This window comes from Thermococcus gammatolerans EJ3 (assembly GCF_000022365.1).
In the GTDB taxonomy this organism is placed as follows: Archaea; Methanobacteriota_B; Thermococci; order Thermococcales; family Thermococcaceae; genus Thermococcus; species Thermococcus gammatolerans.
In genome coordinates, this window is record NC_012804.1 from 882,811 (window position 1) to 899,132 (window position 16,322).

The window sequence follows — 16,322 nt, forward strand, 5'->3', positions numbered from 1 at the left end:
ATGGGGGTTTACAAGGTCAAGTTCGGCGAACCAGAGCTCGGTTGGGTTGTCCTCGTTCACGGTCTTGGGGAGCACAGCGGGAGGTATGGGAGACTGATTAGGGAGCTCAACGAAGCTGGCTTTGCCATTTACGCCTTCGACTGGCCCGGCCACGGTAAAAGCCCCGGTAAGAGGGGACACACCAGCGTCGAAGAGGCCATGGAAATAATTGATTCCATAATTGAGGAATTAGGTGAGAAGCCTTTCCTCTTCGGCCATAGCCTCGGCGGTTTAACGGTTGTCAGATACGCCGAGACGAGGCCTGACAAAATTAGGGGTGTAATCGCTTCATCACCTGCACTCGCCAAGAGCCCCGAGACGCCTGGCTTCATGGTTGCCCTCGCAAAGTTCCTCGGAAGGGTCGCCCCTGGCCTTGTTCTCTCCAACGGCATAAGGCCGGAGCTCCTCTCAAGGAGCAGAGACGCCGTAAGGAAGTACGTTGAAGACCCGCTTGTCCACGACAGGATTTCTGCCAAACTCGGAAGGAGCATCTTCGTGAACATGGAGCTTGCTCACAGAGAGGCGGAAAGGATCAGAGTTCCCGTTCTCCTGCTCGTTGGTACTGCGGATATCATAACTCCACCGGAAGGCGCGAGAAAGCTTTTCAAAAGGCTTAAGGTTGAGGACAAAACGCTCAGGGAGTTTGAAGGTGCCTACCATGAGATATTTGAAGATCCCGAGTGGGCGGATGAGTTCCATAGGGCAATCGTTGAATGGCTTGTTGAGCGTGTTCGAAATAAACCAAGATAAAAGGGTGAGTTCATGAGGGTGCTTGTTTACAGAAGGTATTCGAAGAGGTACGTGATTTTTATTATCGTACTCTTCGTGCTAATCACTGCGGTTATGCTCAAAGTCGCTCTCATCGCCCCCTCCCAAGTTGCACCCTCCTTCCATGCTCTCGCGGCAGTGGTTACAGCTGTTTCCATTGCGATTGTCTTGTTCGCGTTCAGGAACTATCGCGCTGAAGATAACGCGCTTGGAGCACTCCCAGATCAAGTGATGGGTTGGAAGATAGTCTTCCCCGCCCAGATAGAGTACGAGGTCGGGGTTTACAGGAGCAGGGGAGAATGGAGGAGGGGAGGAAGGGGAAACTATGTATGGTCTCATTCGTTCGATGTCCGTTCGAGGGGAATGGGGTCGGAAGTGGAACTCCCGGAAGGGCCCTTCCTAATTACAGTGAAGAGGAACGGGGACGGCTTCATTGAGTTTCCGGCTCTGAGGATTGTCTCCGGGCCCGGTGAGGGTTTGCTCATGCTCGTGGCGACGCGCGAAGGTGAAGTCACCGGTTCGGGCAGGATAGTTGCCACATGGGAAAACGATGAGGCTGAGCTTGTATTCGAGGGCAGGGGTAAAACGATAGAGGGCAGCGTCTACGGGAACCTGCTCAAGGCGCGGAAGGCCAAGGTCGAGATCTTTCACTCGGCCCTTGAATCAAACGTTTTCAGGATTGGGGAGGGCATCAACTTTTCCTTTTCGAAGAGACTCCTCCCTGAGGACGACGTTCTGATCATAGCCCATCGCACCATCTCCCCAAGGGAACTCCTCCGCCTGCTCGTGAGGGAGGATCCCTTTGGGGAGGACGGCTTTGAGTGCATAGCCGGTCACGGGAGGTATGGGATACGGCTCGCACTCGACGTTCCCCTCAGACTGGACATCGGCGAGGAAGGCAAATTTGAGGTGGTGTTAAGGAAAAGTGAAACTAAATGACCTCCCTCCTGTCGATGATGTGCTCCAGTTCGGGCCCCGTTTTTATGAGCCCGACGGGCACACCTACGCGCCCTTCTATTTCTTCCACGAACTCCCTGGCCTTTTTTGGAAGCCTATCGTAGTCGGTTACACCGAAGGCGTTCTTATCGTACTTGTCGAGCATCGTGAGCGCTATCATGGTTGCTCCATTGATTCTCGCCGAATAGCGGGCGAAATCAAAGTCGAACCAGCCGACGCGTCTCCTCCTTCCAGTCACCGTCCCGTACTCGACGAGGCCAAGTTTTTCAGCTTCCTCCTGGCTCATCTCCGTCGGGAAAGGTCCAGCGCCGACCCTCGTTGGAAAGCTCTTGAAGACGACTATAACGTCGTCAACCCTCGTCGGGCCTATTCCGACGTCGCTTGCTATGGCGGAGGCTGTGGTGTCCTTGGAGGTCACGTAGGGGTAGGTGCCGTAGTAGAGGCTCAGCCCGAAGCCCTGGGTTCCCTCGATGAGGACGAGCTTTCCCTCGTCGAGCGCGTCGTTGATTTCCTGGGCCACGTCGGTTAGATAAGGTTCGAGCTCGGGAACCTCCTTTGCGAGCTTTGCCTTTCGCATGACCCTGTCCGCATTAGCAGGTCCGCAACCGCTTCCCGTCGTCCCTATCTTGTCGTGGAGGTGGCTGTTGGAGCGATCAAGCTGTTTATGCTTCTCCTCGATTATCGCACAGCGGTGGTCTATCCCCACCCTCCCGGCGACGTTGAAGTCCTTGAGGTGCTCAAGCTCGTGGAAGAACACCTCAGGATCGACAAGAACGCCTGCTCCGATGAGGAGCCTCGCTTTGGTCTGTATAAAGCCGGTCGGGAGCTGTCTCACCGCGTATCTCTTCCCGTTGATAAAAACGCTGTGTCCCGCGTTCGTTCCAACACCGCCACGCGCTATGACCTCGGGTTCGTCTTTTAGGGCGAGGTAGGCTATGATAGAACCCTTACCTTCATCTCCCCATTGACCGCCAACGACGATGTAGCTCGGCATGGCTCCTTACCAACGTTTAAGTCAAGAGGGCCCTTATAATGGTTTCGAATTGGACATTTCAATGTTAATGGAAGACGGGAAATGTCTGAAAAAGATTAAAACTCTTGATTAACACCAACGGTTGGGGATTGGAATGAGAAACAGGCTGGTAGTTATCACTGGCGGGGCCGGCTTCATAGGCTCACACATAGCCTGGGAACTCGTCAAGGACAACGAGGTCATCGTGATCGACAACCTCTACACTGGTAGGGCCGAGAACGTCCCGCCGGGGGCGAAGCTCGTCAAGGCCGACATAAGGGACTACGACGCGATAGCCGAGCTGATAAGTCATGCTGACTACGTCTTCCACGAGGCGGCACAGGTGAGCGTCGTCGAGAGCATACGCGATCCGGTCTTTACAGAGGAGGTGAACGTCCTCGGAACGCTCAACATCCTCAGGGCCCTTCTCGAAGGACACGGAAAGCTCATATTTGCATCATCAGCGGCTGTTTACGGCGATAACCCCAACCTCCCGCTGAAGGAGACCGAACGGCCGAGACCGCTTTCACCATATGGCGTGACGAAGGCAACGGCCGAGGAGTACCTTCGCGTTTATCACGAGCTCTACGGTTTGCCCGTCGTCGCGCTCCGCTACTTCAACGTCTTCGGTCCGAGGCAAAGCGCCAACCAGTACGCTGGCGTTATAAGCATCTTCATAAAAAGGGCTTTAGCCGGAGAGCCTCTCGTAATCTTCGGCGACGGCAAACAGACGCGCGACTTCATCTACGTGAAGGACGTGGTTAAAGCTAACCTCCTCGTTGCTGAGAGCAGGCGTGCCAACGGTAGGGTCTTCAATGTCGCAACCGGAAGGCAAACGAGCATCCTAGAACTCGCAATGAAGATCGTTGAGATAACAGGAACGACGAGCTCGATAATCTTTGATAAGCCCAGACCAGGGGATATTAGACACAGCCTCGCAGACATAGGCGAGATTAGAAAGCTCGGCTTCGAGCCGGAGTTTTCGCTTGAGGAGGGGCTTAAGAGGACCGTTGAATTCTTCCGGAAAACGGGGGAAGGTGCTGAGTGAGGTTTATCCTGGTGGTGAGGGATAGTATACTAGGGCCCCATACCAGTGACCAACTGTGACAGTCGGTTCGGGGGAGGCATGCTTCCTTATGGCTATCCAATCATACTCGCTGGGGGTTCTTCCCGTTATCTGACCGAAGCCGAAGGGCCCACTTGTGACGTACGAGGGATTCAGGGTGTACCAGACTACAAGAGTTCCATCTTGATACGTATATACTGTACTGTTTGAGTTTACGTAAATTTCGAAGATGCTCCAGGTGTTGAGGGTGTAGGGATTGTTTATATAATCTAAAACTGTTCCGCTTCCATTTATTATGCTCCTCTTGGTCAGGGCATCGTATTCGTTCAGGTTATTGTCGTACTCTATGGTTTCACCATATCCTATCCCGGAGGTTGCATTTATGTAAATCGCGTAAAAAGGACCGGGGGTAAAGCTATTACTCCCAAAGGCAATCCCCCAGTCAGGATAAGAGAGACTCGCGTTCATTATGACCTCATAGGAGGAGGGCAGGTTTATTTTTGTCCAGATCCACGTGGAATTCCCATATATCCGGGGATAGAACCATCCTATTTGATAGACACCGCTCATGTAAAGGATCCCGCCACTCACTGATGGGGTTCCATGAACGTTCCATCTAGTTGTGTTTACGCTGGTTCCATCGAAGTCATCGAAGAGCAGGAACGTCCTGTGCGGGTCATTGTAGGATGAGTATGGATTGGTGCCACCGTAGTGCATGCACACCACGACGCTTTCACCCGCTGGTATGTAGGGAACTTTCACCCAGAGAACGGCGTGCTCATTTGTGGAGTCCAGCTGTTGCACCCAATAATAGAGGGGACTCCCAGTGGATGTGGTAAAATATACGTTTGTTGAGTTGATATACCCCCAGAGAACGTCAGAGGTTGAGTTGAGGGCAACCTTTATGGTGTAGTTGTAGAGAGGGGCTATACCCGGGTTGTTTACAGCTATTGGATTGCAGATATCCCCGGCAAACAGTCCCACTCCTATTTTCTTCACCAGAAGCTGGAAACTGCCGGCACCGGAAACGTAGTCTGGTGAATCGAGAACGATGTGAATGTCTGAAACGTCGTAGATGCTGACTTGAGTGGATGGGGAGACGTTGATCTCCTCCAAGGCGGGGAGAACCCGTGTCAAAGTTCTGCTCCAGACTGCTATTAAGGCCCCACTCGAGTTGTAAAGCTTGACGTATATCGTCGTTCCAGCACTCAGGTTGTCGGCGAACATCAGTGTAACGTTCAGAATGTTATACGTTGCCGTTGAGATCCAGAAGTAGAAGCCTCCCGAACCCGTAGGGCTGTACACGGGGGTTGTTGAGCTTCCAACCCCCTGAACCTGAACGCTAATGTTAGGCACGGCTAACCCGAGAACGGCAAGGGCTGTGAGAATGAGCATCAGCACTGTTGCGGATTTTAGGACCCTCATTAATTACGGATATGGCTTGAGGGTCTTAAAACGGTTCCCCAAGGTTTATTAACTAAAAACCCAAGATATAACTGGTGGTCATTACGGTGATCATACCCCGGCCCATCGACCCCTCCATCATCAGGAAGATCAGAAAAGAGCTCGGCATAACTCAGGAAGAGCTCGCCAGAAAAGCTGGGGTTACTCAGGCTTATATAGCGAAGCTTGAGAGCGGCAAAGTCGATCCAAGGTTATCAACCTTTAACCGTATTCTCCAGGCCCTTTTGGAGTGCAAGAGGGCACTTCCAAAGGCCAAGGATGTTATGTCCTCGCCCGTCATATCAGTTAAACCCTATGAGAAAGTTGAGACCGTGATAAAGCTCATGAACTCCCACAACATTTCCCAGATCCCCGTTATAAGTGGGAGCAAGGTCGTTGGTTCGGTCACCGAGCGCTCACTCGTTCGCCGAAGCCTCGAGTACGAGGACATCTACGACAGGAAGGTTCTGGAGGTAATGGACGAACCCTTCCCAATCGTGAACGAGGAGGAGGATCTGGAGGTTGTTAAATACCTCCTTGAGGAACACCCGGCGGTTCTCGTTCAGGACAGGACGGGCAGAATCGTGGGGATAATAACAAGGGTTGATATCTTCAAGGGCAGAACCGCTGCGGAAAGCCTTTAAACCACCCCTCCCAATTCTCCCAGGTGATTCGAATGGGAGAGAACGTAAAGAAAAGGGAAGAGCTTGAGAAGCTCGCGTACGAGTATCAGCTCCTTCAGGCTCAGGCTCAGCTGCTGGCCCAGAACCTTGAGCTCCTGACCATTGCGAGGAACGAGCTTAGTGCCCTTAAGGAGACCCTTGAAGGACTGAAGAACATAGACTCGGAGAATCCCGAGATCCTCGTGCCGATTGGTGGAGGTTCCTTTCTCAAGGGCACCATATTGGACAAGGAGCGGGCCGTTGTTAGCATAGGGGCAGGGTATTCCGCGGAGATGCCCCTTGAGAACGCCATAGAACTGATCAATAGGAGGATCAATGAGTACGACACTGCGATTCAGAAAACTCAGGAGGCGCTCAGGAGGCTCGACGGGCAGCTCCAGGAGCTGGCAAAGCGCGCTCAGTCACTTGAGAGATGATTTTCCGTTCTATTTTCAAACCTTTGTAAAAATTTTAATAGTTTCCCGCAAGTGAATCAACAACGTTGGATTTCTCCTAACGGACTGACCAGATATGTAGGCATTTATGTAGGTGCATGGTGAATTTCCAAAGAGGTTTTTCTGACCCTGGATATCTTGAACAAAAAAGCTTATATATGGCTTTTTCTACCGTTTTGCGATTGAGTAATCCTTAAAATCAAGATATCGATAAAATTGGCGGCGATCCCACCCTTACCGGGGTGGTATGGTCTTGGTGGATCAAATAAGGGGGCTAAAACTCACGATCTGTTAGAATAACGAAAGCTTAAGTGCGGCTTTTTGTTTGCTTTTGTCTATCCTTTCATTCGTATTTTTCCGAGGTAAACCCCCTCGGGTAGAAAAATGTCAATATATTCAACGTCCCTCAGGAATGGGACCATTTTTAGACCCTCCTCAAGGGGAAATCCATCTATGTAAGGGTTCACAGTTGGGAGTATGAGGTAACTCCCCGTTCGCGCGAAGACCTTTACTTTTCTTTTGGCCCCACCGGCCTTGAACACGTACGCAGGATGGATGTGCCCGAGGTAAATTTCAGCGAATTTGCCCTTCGGAAGTTGAGTGTGGCCGTGGAGGAACAGCATATCGTCTAGGACAAAATATTGAACAACCTCGACATTCCTGAAGGGTTTAACGGCCTCTTCTATCCGGCCATCATGATTTCCCTTTGTGATGACCGTTGGGATCCCCTTGAGCTCCGAAAAGAACTCCATGAGAATCTTTTTGAGTCCAAAAGGGAGACCTAATGGTTCCTTCACGTCCCCGAGAATTATTAGAAGGTCGGGATCTTCTTCCGCGATGAACCGGGCGAGGGCATGCTCAAACCTCGTTCTGATCCTTAATCCCCTGGAGAGCTCGAATCCGATGTGGAGATCCGCGAGAACGAGGGTTCTTCCCCTGGAGGTCTGGAGTTCAAGTGAAAGGTCATTGAAAGAAAAGGGAGAAACCCCCATATAACCACCGAAGGGAAGAGGGGTCAGATGAGACCGCGCTCTTTCTTCCTCTGTCTCTTGAGCCTGCGTATTCTCTTCTTGATCCACTTCCACCTCATCCTGCCCTTCTTCTTCCACTTCCTTGGACGCCTCTTCATGATCGTCACCAGCTCCGGGTTCCCGGGAGGGTTTTTAAGCTTTTTCCCTTTGACTCCCTCTTCCGCTTCCTTACTGGTCTCTAAACTGAAAAAAGCCGCTCATCTGTCCTTTCATGAATTCTCGCATAAACGCCTATTTAAAGGCTCTACTCTAGATTTAGGGAATAAAAACCATCGATAATCATTAGTGCGTTGGAATTCAAAACGCATTGGTGATTTAAGACCGAGATATTATCTAAAAATGTGATTTGCCAGATTAAAACCATTTTCTAAACCTCATCTTGTCCACGACAACTTTATTTACTCCAATCACATAGGTGCTCAAGGTGGGAGAAATGGTAAAGGTCGCTTTTGGCCAGATGAGACCCGTGCTGCTCGATCCAGAGGCCAACTACTCCAGGGCGGAGAGACTGGTAGCTGAAGCCGCCGAGAACGAAGTCCGGCTCATTGTTCTTCCTGAGCTCTTTGATACTGGCTATAATTTCAAAAACAGGGCTGAGGTTGAGGAAGTTGCCTCCCCCATACCTGATGGTAAAACGACCCGCTTTCTCGTACGCCTTGCGAGGCGGTACAGGATATTCATAATTGCTGGAACGGCAGAAAAAGATCGCTTCGGCAGGCTTTACAACTCCGCAGTCATAGTCGGTCCGACCGGCTACATCGGAAGGTACCGAAAAGTTCACCTCTTTGCCCGGGAGAAGGAGTTCTTCGAGCCGGGAAACCTCGGGTTTGAGGTCTTTAACCTCGGCTTTGTCCGAGTGGGGGTTATGATATGCTTTGACTGGTTCTTCCCGGAGAGTGCCAGAACCCTTGCCCTAAAGGGGGCCGAGATAATAGCCCATCCAGCCAACTTGGTTATGCCCTACGCTCCTAGGGCCATGCCGATAAGGGCCCTTGAGAACAGGGTCTACACGATAACCGCGGATCGTGTGGGTGAGGAAAGGGGCCTCAGGTTCATCGGTAGAAGTCAGATAAATTCGCCTCTGGCCGAGACCCTGGTGGAGGGGAGCGAGGACGGGGAGGAGGTTGGAATAGCGGAGATAGACCTGAGTCTTGCCCGGAACAAGAGGCTCAACGACTACAACGACGTTTTCAGGGACAGGAGGCCCGAATATTACGCCCGGTGAGGGAAGGCACCGTAGACAACATCGTCCACCCCAACGATTCCGTGTTCATTCTTTGAAACGATACCAACCCTCTCAAAGGCCATCGAGACCATTCCCGCAATTCCTGCTAGGTCCCAGAGTCTGATCTCGGCCCTCTCAACGGGCTCCCAGCCGGGAAGTTTGTAAAATCCAACGAGCATAGTGCCGTTCTTTCGTGAGTATCCTTCGTCGAGGGAGACCAGCGTCCAGTCATCGCCCCGTGCCTCGACGTGGGGACTGCGATACCTTCCCCTGTAGAATAGCCTCTCGAAGTTGTCTGTTTCCTCTATCAGGAACACCCCATCATGGCCCAGAGCTTTCGCGACCCTCCGAAAGAGTTCCGCCGCCTGAAACGGGTTGAAGTGAGCCATACTGTGCCCCCAAAGCAGGGCAACATCGAAGTCCCTCAGCTTTGGGAGCTCTGTGAGGCAGTCCCCGACGATTCCAATGACTTCCCTCTCACCCGACAGCCATTCCTCAACCAGGAGGAGGTCCTCCTTTCTTTTTTCAATAAGGGTCAGCGAGGCCTCTATGCCCCACTCGGTGAGGGTCTCCAAGAGAGCGGCCCCGGCTATCCCGGTTCCAGCGCACAGGTCAAGAACTCTGAGCTCCCTCTTTCTGGGTACGAGTTTCTCTTTGAGGGCCCAGTTAAAGAAACTCCTTATCGCCACGTACCTCTTCTGGGCAATCTCGCTGGACGGATCCATAGGCAATCTCATGTAATCGTAGAGGGAAGCCATAAAACCACCGGGTAAATTTGGAAAGAAGGGTTAAAAACTCAACCCATCTGAAGAGCCTGCCCGCGGAGTTCACCGCGCTCGAAGCGGTACGGGTCGTACCACTCGACCGGCAGGTCGGTCTTGCCCTTGGTAATCAGGTCCGCTACCATCTCTGCCACTGCTGGGGCCATCATGAAGCCGTGCCCGCTGAAGCCGGCGGCAATGTAGTAGTCGCTCAGCTCCTCAATTTTCCCTATCGCGGGGTTGCTGTCGGGAGTTTTGGCGTAGTAGCCGGCCCACGTCCTCAATATTAGGAGCTCCCTCAAAGCGGGGATAATCTTGGTGAAGTAGTAGCTCACCTCGCGGAGGAACTCGTAGGTTGGATTGAGGTCGTAGGTTGGCCCGAGCTCGTAGCCGACCCCACCGACGACGCCACCGTGTGAGGTCTGGGTGAGGTATGCATGCCCGTACTTGAAGGAGATGACCATCGGCCTGATGGTTCCCTTCTTTATTGGTTGAGTTATTACCGCCTGGTGCTTGTAGGGCTCTATTGGAATCCTCACGCTTATCCCTGCCATCGCATTGATGAGCTTGGCCCAGGCGTTGGTCGCGTTGACCACTATCCCCGTTTTTATGACCCCTCTACTCGTCTTCAGCCCCTTAATCTCGCCGTTCTCGATTATGAAGTCCTTGACCTCGGTATACTCGACGAGCTTTGCCCCAAACTCCTCGGCCTTTATGGCGAACTTTGCCGTTGACGTGAAGGGGCTCGCCTTTCCGTCCGTGGGGTTCCAGGACGCGGCAATAACCTCGCTGATGTCGAGGAGCGGGACTATCTCCTTGGCTTCCTCGGGCGTTATGAGCCTCGTCGGAACGCCGAAGCGGTTCTGTATCGCGATGTTGCGCTTGAAGGTTTCCACTTCCTCATCGTCGTAGAGCAGGAAGAGGTAGCCCGTCTGCTCGAAGGGGAAGTCGTACTCCTCACTATAGCGCTTCCACAGCTCGACCGAGCGCTTCATAACCTGGACGTTGGCCTCGTCGTTGAACTGCTGTCTTATGCCCGTTCCGCAGCGGAAGGTAGAGCCCGAACCTATGAAACGCTTCTCTATGACCGTAACCTCCTCACCGCGCTTGGCCAATTCGTGCGCTATCGTAACGCCGACTATTCCGCCACCGATAATCGTTATCTCGCTCCTCTCAGGGAGTTCCTTCGTCGGCATCTTCAATCCCTCCTCGCGGGAACCTTCATCTTGACGTTCTTAATTGGCGGTCTCGCGACGGGAATGTCAAGTTTATCCATCGGCGTTCCGGTTCTCTGGGAGACCACCACTGCACCGTTGAAGAGGCAGAAGCGTCCCTGACAGAAGCCCATCGCAAGGTGTGTCAGCCTTTTGATTATCTGGAGGTCGGTGATGCCGGACTTCACCACGTCGTCGACCTTTCTCAGCGTCACGTCGCAGCCGCAGATGTGAACGTCTTGGCTGTTAAACTCATCCAATGGAAGCCTGTGGACTGGAACGGCTATCGGCTCGTAGTTCTTGAGCCTCTCCTCGTAGACGCACGGCTCGGCCTCAAAGCCGAACTCCCTGAGGATGTAAGCGCCGACGAGTCTTCCCTCGAGGTAGTTCGCGTAGTGGGGCTTTATTGAAACCGCACTGCCTGCAACGTAGATTCCCTCGCGGATTCTGTGGTTCGAGTCAATTACGGGCCTGTAGTAACCGCGCTTGAAGTAAAGCCTTCCCCCCGCCTGGGTTATGGGGTTTATATCGGGCCTCCTGCCGTCGGACATGATGACGGCATCAACGTCGTAAACGATACCGTTTGCATCTATGAGCCTCTCGACCTTCTCGTTCCCTTCAACGCGCTTCGGGTTGGGCACGACGACGTACTCAATCCCCCAGCGGTCGAGCTCGGCCGTTATCTCCTCGGGAAACGCTCCAACGACGGCAACCTTCCTTCCAGGAGCCACTCCCCAGACGTTCATAACCTCGAGCGCGTCGCTCCTCCTGAAGACGCCGGGGTAGTCGTTGTTCTCGAAGAGCATGATGTTGTCAACCGCTCCGGTAGCTAAAACCACGCGCTTGGCGAGAATTTCAATCAGCTGGTCACCCCTCACTATCGGCACGAGGAAGTATTCACCCTTGTCAAAAACTCCAATGGCGACGCTCTTCAGGAAGACGCGGGTGTTCTCAGGCAAATCAGAGAGCTCATTCAGGGCCTCTTTGGGGTCTCCAAAGCCCTCCTGCTCGACGCCCTTGAGCTTTAAGTCCCCACCGAGCCAGCCCCTCTCCTCGATTATCGCTGTCGTAAGCCTTCCGCCGATTTCCTTGACGACGCCGAGACCAGCCGGACCGGCGCCGATAACGGCCACGTCAACCACGTACTGAAGAACGGGCTTACCTTCATCAATTTCCACGTTCTCCTGGAAATCGTCGTAGCCTTGCCTTTCGAGCCTCATACCGTCCTTTACAGCGGTTTTCCTCGCGTTGACGTTCTTGACGCCGTTGACGACCATCGGGACGGGGCCAAAGGTGAAGGCACCTCTCCTTCTTCCCCCCGTGCTCGTCGTGAGCCAGTATATGCCGTTCGCGAGCAGGGCAACGGTAACTTTCTCTCCCTCGTATGCCTCAAGGGGTTGCCCCTCAAAGTAAATCGTGACTCTCTTAGAAGGGTCCTTTTCAGTTAGGTCGAGCGGTCTCATGCTCCCACCCCGAAAATTTTCCGGTCGCGTTCGACCTTATACACCAATGCTTATAAACGTTAGGTTGTCCAAAAATGGTTAAAAAAGGAATCAGGCGAGACCGCGCTCGATGAGGAAGTCGGCGACGTTCTCGACCTGGCTCTTGGCCCTGGTCTCGGTGATGCTTTTCTTTCCGGTCTCGATGGGAACCTTCCTGAAGAGCTCCTCGTGGAGCTTGACGATGTCTTCCGGCGGCTTCGTGAAGAGGCTGACGACGATTATGATGAACAGGGTAATGAAGAAGTTGATGAAGAACACCGGAACGCCGTTGAACCATGAGCCGATTGTTCCGAAAATTCCTGGGGCATCCGGGTTGAAGGCCCAGCCGTAGACCTTGGCCTCAAGAATGACTTCGCTGACAAGGCCGTAGGCCATGCCGACGATTGCGCCTTCTTTGGTGACGCGCTTCCACCAGAGGCTCAGCACGAGAATCGGGCCGAAGCCGACTGCGAGACCGCCCCAAGCGGTTGCGACCATCTGGTAGATGACCTTAGGCCCAGTCAACGCGAACCAGAGGCCAACGAGGGCGACAACTGCAACGACAACCCTCGATATGTTGACCATCTGTTTCTTGCCGACCTCTTTGCCGAGAACCTTGTGGTAGAAGTCCCTCGCTATGGCGGAGGAAGCGACGAGAAGCTGTGAGTCGGCGGTGCTCATCACTGCCGAAATTATACCTGCTATGACGAAGCCAGCTAACCAGCCGGGCATGAGCTCAACGGCCATCGCGGGGATTACCTTCTCCGGGTCGCTGACATTGAGGATTCCAGCCTGGTACATCGCGAAACCGAGGAATCCGGCGAAGAATGCACCCCAGAGGACGATTATTGTCCAGGTTCCGCTGATGAAGATTCCGGGCCTTCTGAGCTTCCTTGGATCCTCAACGCTCATGTAGCGCGTAACTATGTGTGGCTGGCCGAGGTAACCGACTATCCAAGAGGCGTAGCCGATGGCGAATATTATCGCGGCCCAGCCGGTTGCCCCTCCGAAGGGGTCGAGCTTGGTCGGGTCTGCTTGGGCTATTATCTGGGTAGCCTTGTCGAAACCACCTATTTTGGCAAGCGCAAGGAATGGGACGATTATCAGAGTCAGGAGCATGAACATTGCCTGAACGACGTCGGTCCAGACAACCGCGAAGAAGCCGCCGGTTATGACGTATGCCGTTAGGATTATCACTGTGAGGATTATTCCCGCGTTGTCACTGATCCCAAAACCCTCAGCGAACGTCTTTCCACCGGCCGTGAACTGGGCGGCAACGTAGGCGGTCATGAATATGAGGATTATCAGCGCGCTGAGAATTCTTATCAGCTTGGTGTTGTCTTTGAGCCTTGCCTCAAGGTAGTCCGGAACTGTTATCGCCCTGAACTTACCGGCGTAGATTCTCAGCCTCGGGCCGATTAGAACGTAGTCCGCGAGCGTTCCAAAGAGACAGCCCACCGCAGCCCAAAAGGCACCGAGACCGGCTTTGAAGGCGCTTCCAGGATAACCGAGCATCAGCCAGCCACTGAAGTCGCTCGCCTTATCGGAGAGTGTAGCGGCCAGGACATGAACCTTTCTTCCGCCCACGAAGTACTGGTCCTCGGTCTTGGTGTACTTGTTGGCCCACCAGCCGATGTAGGCCAGCAACGCGAGGTAGAATAAGAAGCCGATCAGTATCCCTGTGTTCATGCCGCTCCCTCCTGCTGTTTAATTAGGTCTTCGTCGTATGCTAAAATGTCGTCGTCAACGTAGTACTCCTCGCCGGTTATTCTGTCCCAAAAACCATAGAGGAGCATCGTTGCTATTCCCAAAAGGGTTGGAACCAGTAGCAATGCCCATCCACCGGCACTGAGCCCCATATTGAACCCTCCTGCATATATATGCTGGCCAATGGCCAGCACTGTATATTATTGCCAAAAAGTTATAAACCTACCGTTCAAAACTATATGTTGAATAGTTTGGGAAAATTTGGGAAGCTGAATTAGTACAAACCGTTACGGTGTTGAGCATGAACCGGGTAAAAGTCATGCGCCCTATATTCCGTCCTGAGATAGAATCAGGCTTCGTTTTGTATCCATACAGGATATACCACCTCAGGCTCTACTACAAGAGGTTGGGAATGAGGGATAAGGTCTTCGATTACTTCGCCTACGTTGACCTCTACCGACTCGGCGCGGAGAGAGGGGACAGGTTCATAGAACTCTATGAGTGGGAGGTGGATGAAAAGGTCGTTATGAACCCGCTCGTTGGAGATGAGGAAGCCAGAATGAAGGCCTTTGAGAGCGCCATAACCTGGGGAAACTCGCGCGTAATCTCGTGGTGGCTCCCAAGGATTGAGGTTGTTCGAGAAGAACTCGCCTACAAGGTCTTCTGGCTCTATGAGAAGAATGGTGAGAGGTTAATCCTCGACAGCCTCGACGGAAGTGAGTACAGCCTTGATGTACTGACCGGGAAGGGAAGAAGAACCTGCGAGGGGCCGTTCTGCCGCTAATTTCGTCCTCCAAATTCCTCCGCCCACTTTTCATAGCGTTCAATGTCCTTCTTCGTCAGCGGGCTCTTGATCTTCTTGAACGCGATCTCAAAATCTTCCATCTCAAGCGGCCTGACCTTCAGCTGAAGGTCTTTGATTCCAGCACTGGAGAGTCTCTCTAAATCGGCCAGCTCTGGATTGACGTCCTCCAGCATGTGATGAATGGCCATACTGCAGAGGTTGGCTATCTCCCTTCCTGAGTACAGCCGTCTAACGCTTTCTTCTGCTATTGCCTCAAGGTCGAGCCTGCTCGTGTCCAGCCCCCGGGTGTGTATCCTCACTATTTCCCTGGCCGCTTCCTTGTCCGGTAACGGCACGTAAATCCTTACGGGGAACCTGCTGAGCAGAGCCTCGTCGAGGTCCCAGGGGGTGTTAGTTGCCACCAGTGTGAGCACGAATTTCTCTCCATCGCCTTTGAAACCATCTATCTCAGCCAGAAGGGTGGCGAGAGTTCTTCTCGTTGCCTCGTGGACATTCTCCCTTTTCAGGCTCAATGCATCAACCTCATCGATGAAAATTATGCTCGGTGCTTTTTCTTTTGCGACTCCATAGAGGACGCTTATCAGTTTCGATGACTCCCCATAGTATTTACTCAGAACGTCGCTGGCTTTGACGTTGAAGAAGGTTGCCTTCAGGCTTCCAGCGGCGGCGCTTGCGAGTAGCGTTTTGCCTGTCCCCGGTGGCCCAAAAAGAAGGATTCCTCTCCAAGGTTTTATTGCCTCGGGCTTCTTTGCGAAAGCTAGTGCGACGTTCTGAGCCAGAAGTTTTTTGACCTCGTGAAGCCCACCTATGTCATTCCACGTGACTGTTGAGGTGGATATGAGCCCTTCCACGTAGGTGCGGTACTCATCTTCTGAACCCGCTCCCCGAGTGTTGCCTTGGGGCACCGGGCTCGGAGGCCTTGCCTCAAGCTCCCGCGCAGCTTTCTCCCAGCTCTCCGCCTTTTCCAGGTAGAACTCCCTCTTCCCCGGGACTTTCTCGGCGAGAGCCTTAAGGATTCGAGCGCATTTAAGAGCATAGTCCCTCGCGGCTTCAGGATCACCCCTGCCGAGGGCCCTCTCGTACTTCCTCTTGAATTCCTCAAAAAGTGAGAGGTGGAGGGACTGCATATCAACCCCTCATCGCGTCTTCAATCTGTTTCAACCTGCTCTTCGGTTCCAGGTCTGAGGATGCTGAGGCCTCAAACAGCGAAGTTGCCTCCTCTATGGTCTCGGCGTCGAAGTCTCCGGTCAGTATGCTCTCGCTCGTCAGGTCGAGCATCGTGCTCAGAGCATCATCGAGCCCCTCGACCTTTGTCATTGCCTTCTCGAACTCAACCTGCATCTTGGCCACATCCTCCGCCCCGGGCCCCTCGGCTATGCTCTCAACGATGTCCCTGCTGAACTGGATGAAGTTGGCCGACACTTTCACGAGTTCCCTCTGGATCTCGGCCTCCTCCATGAGGAGGAGAAGCCTCTTTGCCTGCTTTATCCTCTCTTCCAGGGCGAGGTATTTCATGGCACTCCGTTTTAGGAGAGCCTCGTCGCCGAGCTTTGCGGCCTCCTTTCCCTGGAGGAAGACCTTTCTCTTCAGGTTTTCGAGGTTGTTGATGTACTGCTTAAGGGCCATCTTCGCCTTCCTCATTCTGACCTTGCGCTCGATATCCCTCTCCTCCTTGGACTTCCAGAACCGAACCACG

18 protein-coding genes are annotated in these 16,322 nt (G+C 53.2%); 7 read left to right on the forward strand and 11 right to left on the reverse strand.

The features are described 5' to 3' along the window. Complete coding sequence (locus TGAM_RS04845; protein WP_048811149.1) at positions 1-789, forward strand: alpha/beta hydrolase; 789 nt, start codon at positions 1-3, stop codon at positions 787-789. 12 nt (positions 790-801) lie between these two features. Next, positions 802-1,746: a hypothetical protein gene (locus TGAM_RS04850; protein WP_015858567.1), complete on the forward strand. Its 945-nt coding sequence runs from the start codon at positions 802-804 to the stop codon at positions 1,744-1,746. Here the strand turns inward: TGAM_RS04850 and TGAM_RS04855 are convergent. Further along, positions 1,739-2,758 (reverse strand): adenylosuccinate synthetase, encoded by a 1,020-nt coding sequence (locus TGAM_RS04855; protein ID WP_015858568.1) that lies wholly within the window; start codon positions 2,756-2,758, stop codon positions 1,739-1,741. The two genes, TGAM_RS04850 and TGAM_RS04855, sit on opposite strands and share 8 nt — an antisense overlap. 133 nt (positions 2,759-2,891) lie before the next feature. Between TGAM_RS04855 and TGAM_RS04860 the strand changes: the two genes are divergently transcribed. Then, positions 2,892-3,824: an SDR family oxidoreductase gene (locus TGAM_RS04860; RefSeq protein WP_015858569.1), complete on the forward strand. Its 933-nt coding sequence runs from the start codon at positions 2,892-2,894 to the stop codon at positions 3,822-3,824. A gap of 3 nt (positions 3,825-3,827) precedes the next feature. On the opposite strand, the gene TGAM_RS04865 is transcribed toward TGAM_RS04860, so the two are convergent. Continuing rightward, positions 3,828-5,237 carry a DUF2341 domain-containing protein gene (locus TGAM_RS04865; RefSeq protein WP_238516259.1) on the reverse strand — a complete coding sequence of 470 codons (1,410 nt, stop codon included), beginning with the start codon at positions 5,235-5,237 and terminating at the stop codon, positions 3,828-3,830. A 104-nt stretch (positions 5,238-5,341) separates the two neighbouring features. On the opposite strand from TGAM_RS04865, the gene TGAM_RS04870 reads away from it, so the two are divergent. Further along, the gene (locus TGAM_RS04870; protein ID WP_015858571.1) at positions 5,342-5,929 is read left to right on the forward strand and encodes a CBS domain-containing protein; all 588 of its coding nucleotides are present in this window, start codon (positions 5,342-5,344) and stop codon (positions 5,927-5,929) included. 32 nt (positions 5,930-5,961) lie between these two features. Continuing rightward, positions 5,962-6,384, forward strand: a complete 423-nt coding sequence (gene pfdA, locus TGAM_RS04875; protein WP_048811151.1) for a prefoldin subunit alpha — start codon at positions 5,962-5,964, stop codon at positions 6,382-6,384. Positions 6,385-6,737: 353 nt separating this feature from the next. Here pfdA and TGAM_RS04880 read toward each other — a convergent pair whose 3' ends face one another. Further along, on the reverse strand, positions 6,738-7,394 hold the full coding sequence (locus tag TGAM_RS04880; protein WP_015858573.1) for a metallophosphoesterase: 657 nt from the start codon (positions 7,392-7,394) through the stop codon (positions 6,738-6,740). Between the two features lie 23 nt (positions 7,395-7,417). Next, a complete protein-coding gene (locus TGAM_RS11405; protein WP_015858574.1) occupies positions 7,418-7,540 on the reverse strand; it encodes a hypothetical protein in 123 nt (40 codons plus the stop codon). Between the two features lie 326 nt (positions 7,541-7,866). Between TGAM_RS11405 and TGAM_RS04890 the strand changes: the two genes are divergently transcribed. Then, positions 7,867-8,658, forward strand: a complete 792-nt coding sequence (locus tag TGAM_RS04890) for a nitrilase (RefSeq protein WP_015858575.1) — start codon at positions 7,867-7,869, stop codon at positions 8,656-8,658. Here TGAM_RS04890 and TGAM_RS04895 read toward each other — a convergent pair. The 5 genes from TGAM_RS04895 to TGAM_RS11245 all read right to left on the reverse strand — a co-directional run bounded on the left by TGAM_RS04895 (position 8,646) and on the right by TGAM_RS11245 (position 13,973). Continuing rightward, the gene (locus TGAM_RS04895) at positions 8,646-9,416 is read right to left on the reverse strand and encodes a class I SAM-dependent methyltransferase (protein ID WP_015858576.1); all 771 of its coding nucleotides are present in this window, start codon (positions 9,414-9,416) and stop codon (positions 8,646-8,648) included. The genes TGAM_RS04890 and TGAM_RS04895 overlap by 13 nt on opposite strands. Before the next feature lie 38 nt (positions 9,417-9,454). After that, positions 9,455-10,615 (reverse strand): NAD(P)/FAD-dependent oxidoreductase, encoded by a 1,161-nt coding sequence (locus tag TGAM_RS04900; protein ID WP_015858577.1) that lies wholly within the window; start codon positions 10,613-10,615, stop codon positions 9,455-9,457. A 2-nt stretch (positions 10,616-10,617) separates the two neighbouring features. Continuing rightward, positions 10,618-12,096, reverse strand: a complete 1,479-nt coding sequence (locus TGAM_RS04905; protein WP_015858578.1) for an FAD-dependent oxidoreductase — start codon at positions 12,094-12,096, stop codon at positions 10,618-10,620. Positions 12,097-12,186: 90 nt separating this feature from the next. Beyond that, positions 12,187-13,803: a sodium/proline symporter gene (locus TGAM_RS04910; protein WP_015858579.1), complete on the reverse strand. Its 1,617-nt coding sequence runs from the start codon at positions 13,801-13,803 to the stop codon at positions 12,187-12,189. Continuing rightward, on the reverse strand, positions 13,800-13,973 hold the full coding sequence (locus tag TGAM_RS11245) for a hypothetical protein (RefSeq protein ID WP_015858580.1): 174 nt from the start codon (positions 13,971-13,973) through the stop codon (positions 13,800-13,802). The genes TGAM_RS04910 and TGAM_RS11245 overlap by 4 nt, the downstream gene beginning before the upstream one ends. 149 nt (positions 13,974-14,122) lie before the next feature. On the opposite strand from TGAM_RS11245, the gene TGAM_RS04915 reads away from it, so the two are divergent. Beyond that, positions 14,123-14,605 (forward strand): hypothetical protein, encoded by a 483-nt coding sequence (locus TGAM_RS04915; protein ID WP_015858581.1) that lies wholly within the window; start codon positions 14,123-14,125, stop codon positions 14,603-14,605. Here the strand turns inward: TGAM_RS04915 and TGAM_RS04920 are convergent. Together TGAM_RS04920 and TGAM_RS04925 are read right to left on the reverse strand one after the other, a co-directional pair. After that, positions 14,602-15,753, reverse strand: coding sequence for an ATP-binding protein (locus TGAM_RS04920; RefSeq protein WP_015858582.1), 1,152 nt, complete (start codon positions 15,751-15,753; stop codon positions 14,602-14,604). The genes TGAM_RS04915 and TGAM_RS04920 overlap by 4 nt on opposite strands. A gap of 1 nt (position 15,754) precedes the next feature. Then, positions 15,755-16,321 carry a hypothetical protein gene (locus TGAM_RS04925; protein ID WP_015858583.1) on the reverse strand — a complete coding sequence of 189 codons (567 nt, stop codon included), beginning with the start codon at positions 16,319-16,321 and terminating at the stop codon, positions 15,755-15,757. Position 16,322: the final 1 nt, after the last annotated feature.

Bases quoted from the DNA above. Each gene is read 5' to 3' on its own strand.
- TGAM_RS04895 (WP_015858576.1), bottom strand. From the start codon at position 9,416: ATGGCTTCCCTCTACGATTACATGAGATTGCCTATGGATCCGTCCAGC.
- TGAM_RS04845 (WP_048811149.1), top strand. From the start codon at position 1: ATGGGGGTTTACAAGGTCAAGTTCGGCGAACCAGAGCTCGGTTGGGTT.
- TGAM_RS04860 (WP_015858569.1), top strand. From the start codon at position 2,892: ATGAGAAACAGGCTGGTAGTTATCACTGGCGGGGCCGGCTTCATAGGC.
- TGAM_RS04920 (WP_015858582.1), bottom strand. From the start codon at position 15,753: ATGCAGTCCCTCCACCTCTCACTTTTTGAGGAATTCAAGAGGAAGTAC.
- TGAM_RS04880 (WP_015858573.1), bottom strand. From the start codon at position 7,394: ATGGGGGTTTCTCCCTTTTCTTTCAATGACCTTTCACTTGAACTCCAG.
- TGAM_RS04865 (WP_238516259.1), bottom strand. From the start codon at position 5,237: ATGCTCATTCTCACAGCCCTTGCCGTTCTCGGGTTAGCCGTGCCTAAC.
- TGAM_RS11245 (WP_015858580.1), bottom strand. From the start codon at position 13,973: ATGGGGCTCAGTGCCGGTGGATGGGCATTGCTACTGGTTCCAACCCTT.
- TGAM_RS04905 (WP_015858578.1), bottom strand. From the start codon at position 12,096: ATGAGACCGCTCGACCTAACTGAAAAGGACCCTTCTAAGAGAGTCACG.
- TGAM_RS04900 (WP_015858577.1), bottom strand. From the start codon at position 10,615: ATGCCGACGAAGGAACTCCCTGAGAGGAGCGAGATAACGATTATCGGT.
- pfdA (WP_048811151.1), top strand. From the start codon at position 5,962: ATGGGAGAGAACGTAAAGAAAAGGGAAGAGCTTGAGAAGCTCGCGTAC.
- TGAM_RS04915 (WP_015858581.1), top strand. From the start codon at position 14,123: ATGAACCGGGTAAAAGTCATGCGCCCTATATTCCGTCCTGAGATAGAA.
- TGAM_RS04910 (WP_015858579.1), bottom strand. From the start codon at position 13,803: ATGAACACAGGGATACTGATCGGCTTCTTATTCTACCTCGCGTTGCTG.
- TGAM_RS04850 (WP_015858567.1), top strand. From the start codon at position 802: ATGAGGGTGCTTGTTTACAGAAGGTATTCGAAGAGGTACGTGATTTTT.
- TGAM_RS04890 (WP_015858575.1), top strand. From the start codon at position 7,867: ATGGTAAAGGTCGCTTTTGGCCAGATGAGACCCGTGCTGCTCGATCCA.
- TGAM_RS04855 (WP_015858568.1), bottom strand. From the start codon at position 2,758: ATGCCGAGCTACATCGTCGTTGGCGGTCAATGGGGAGATGAAGGTAAG.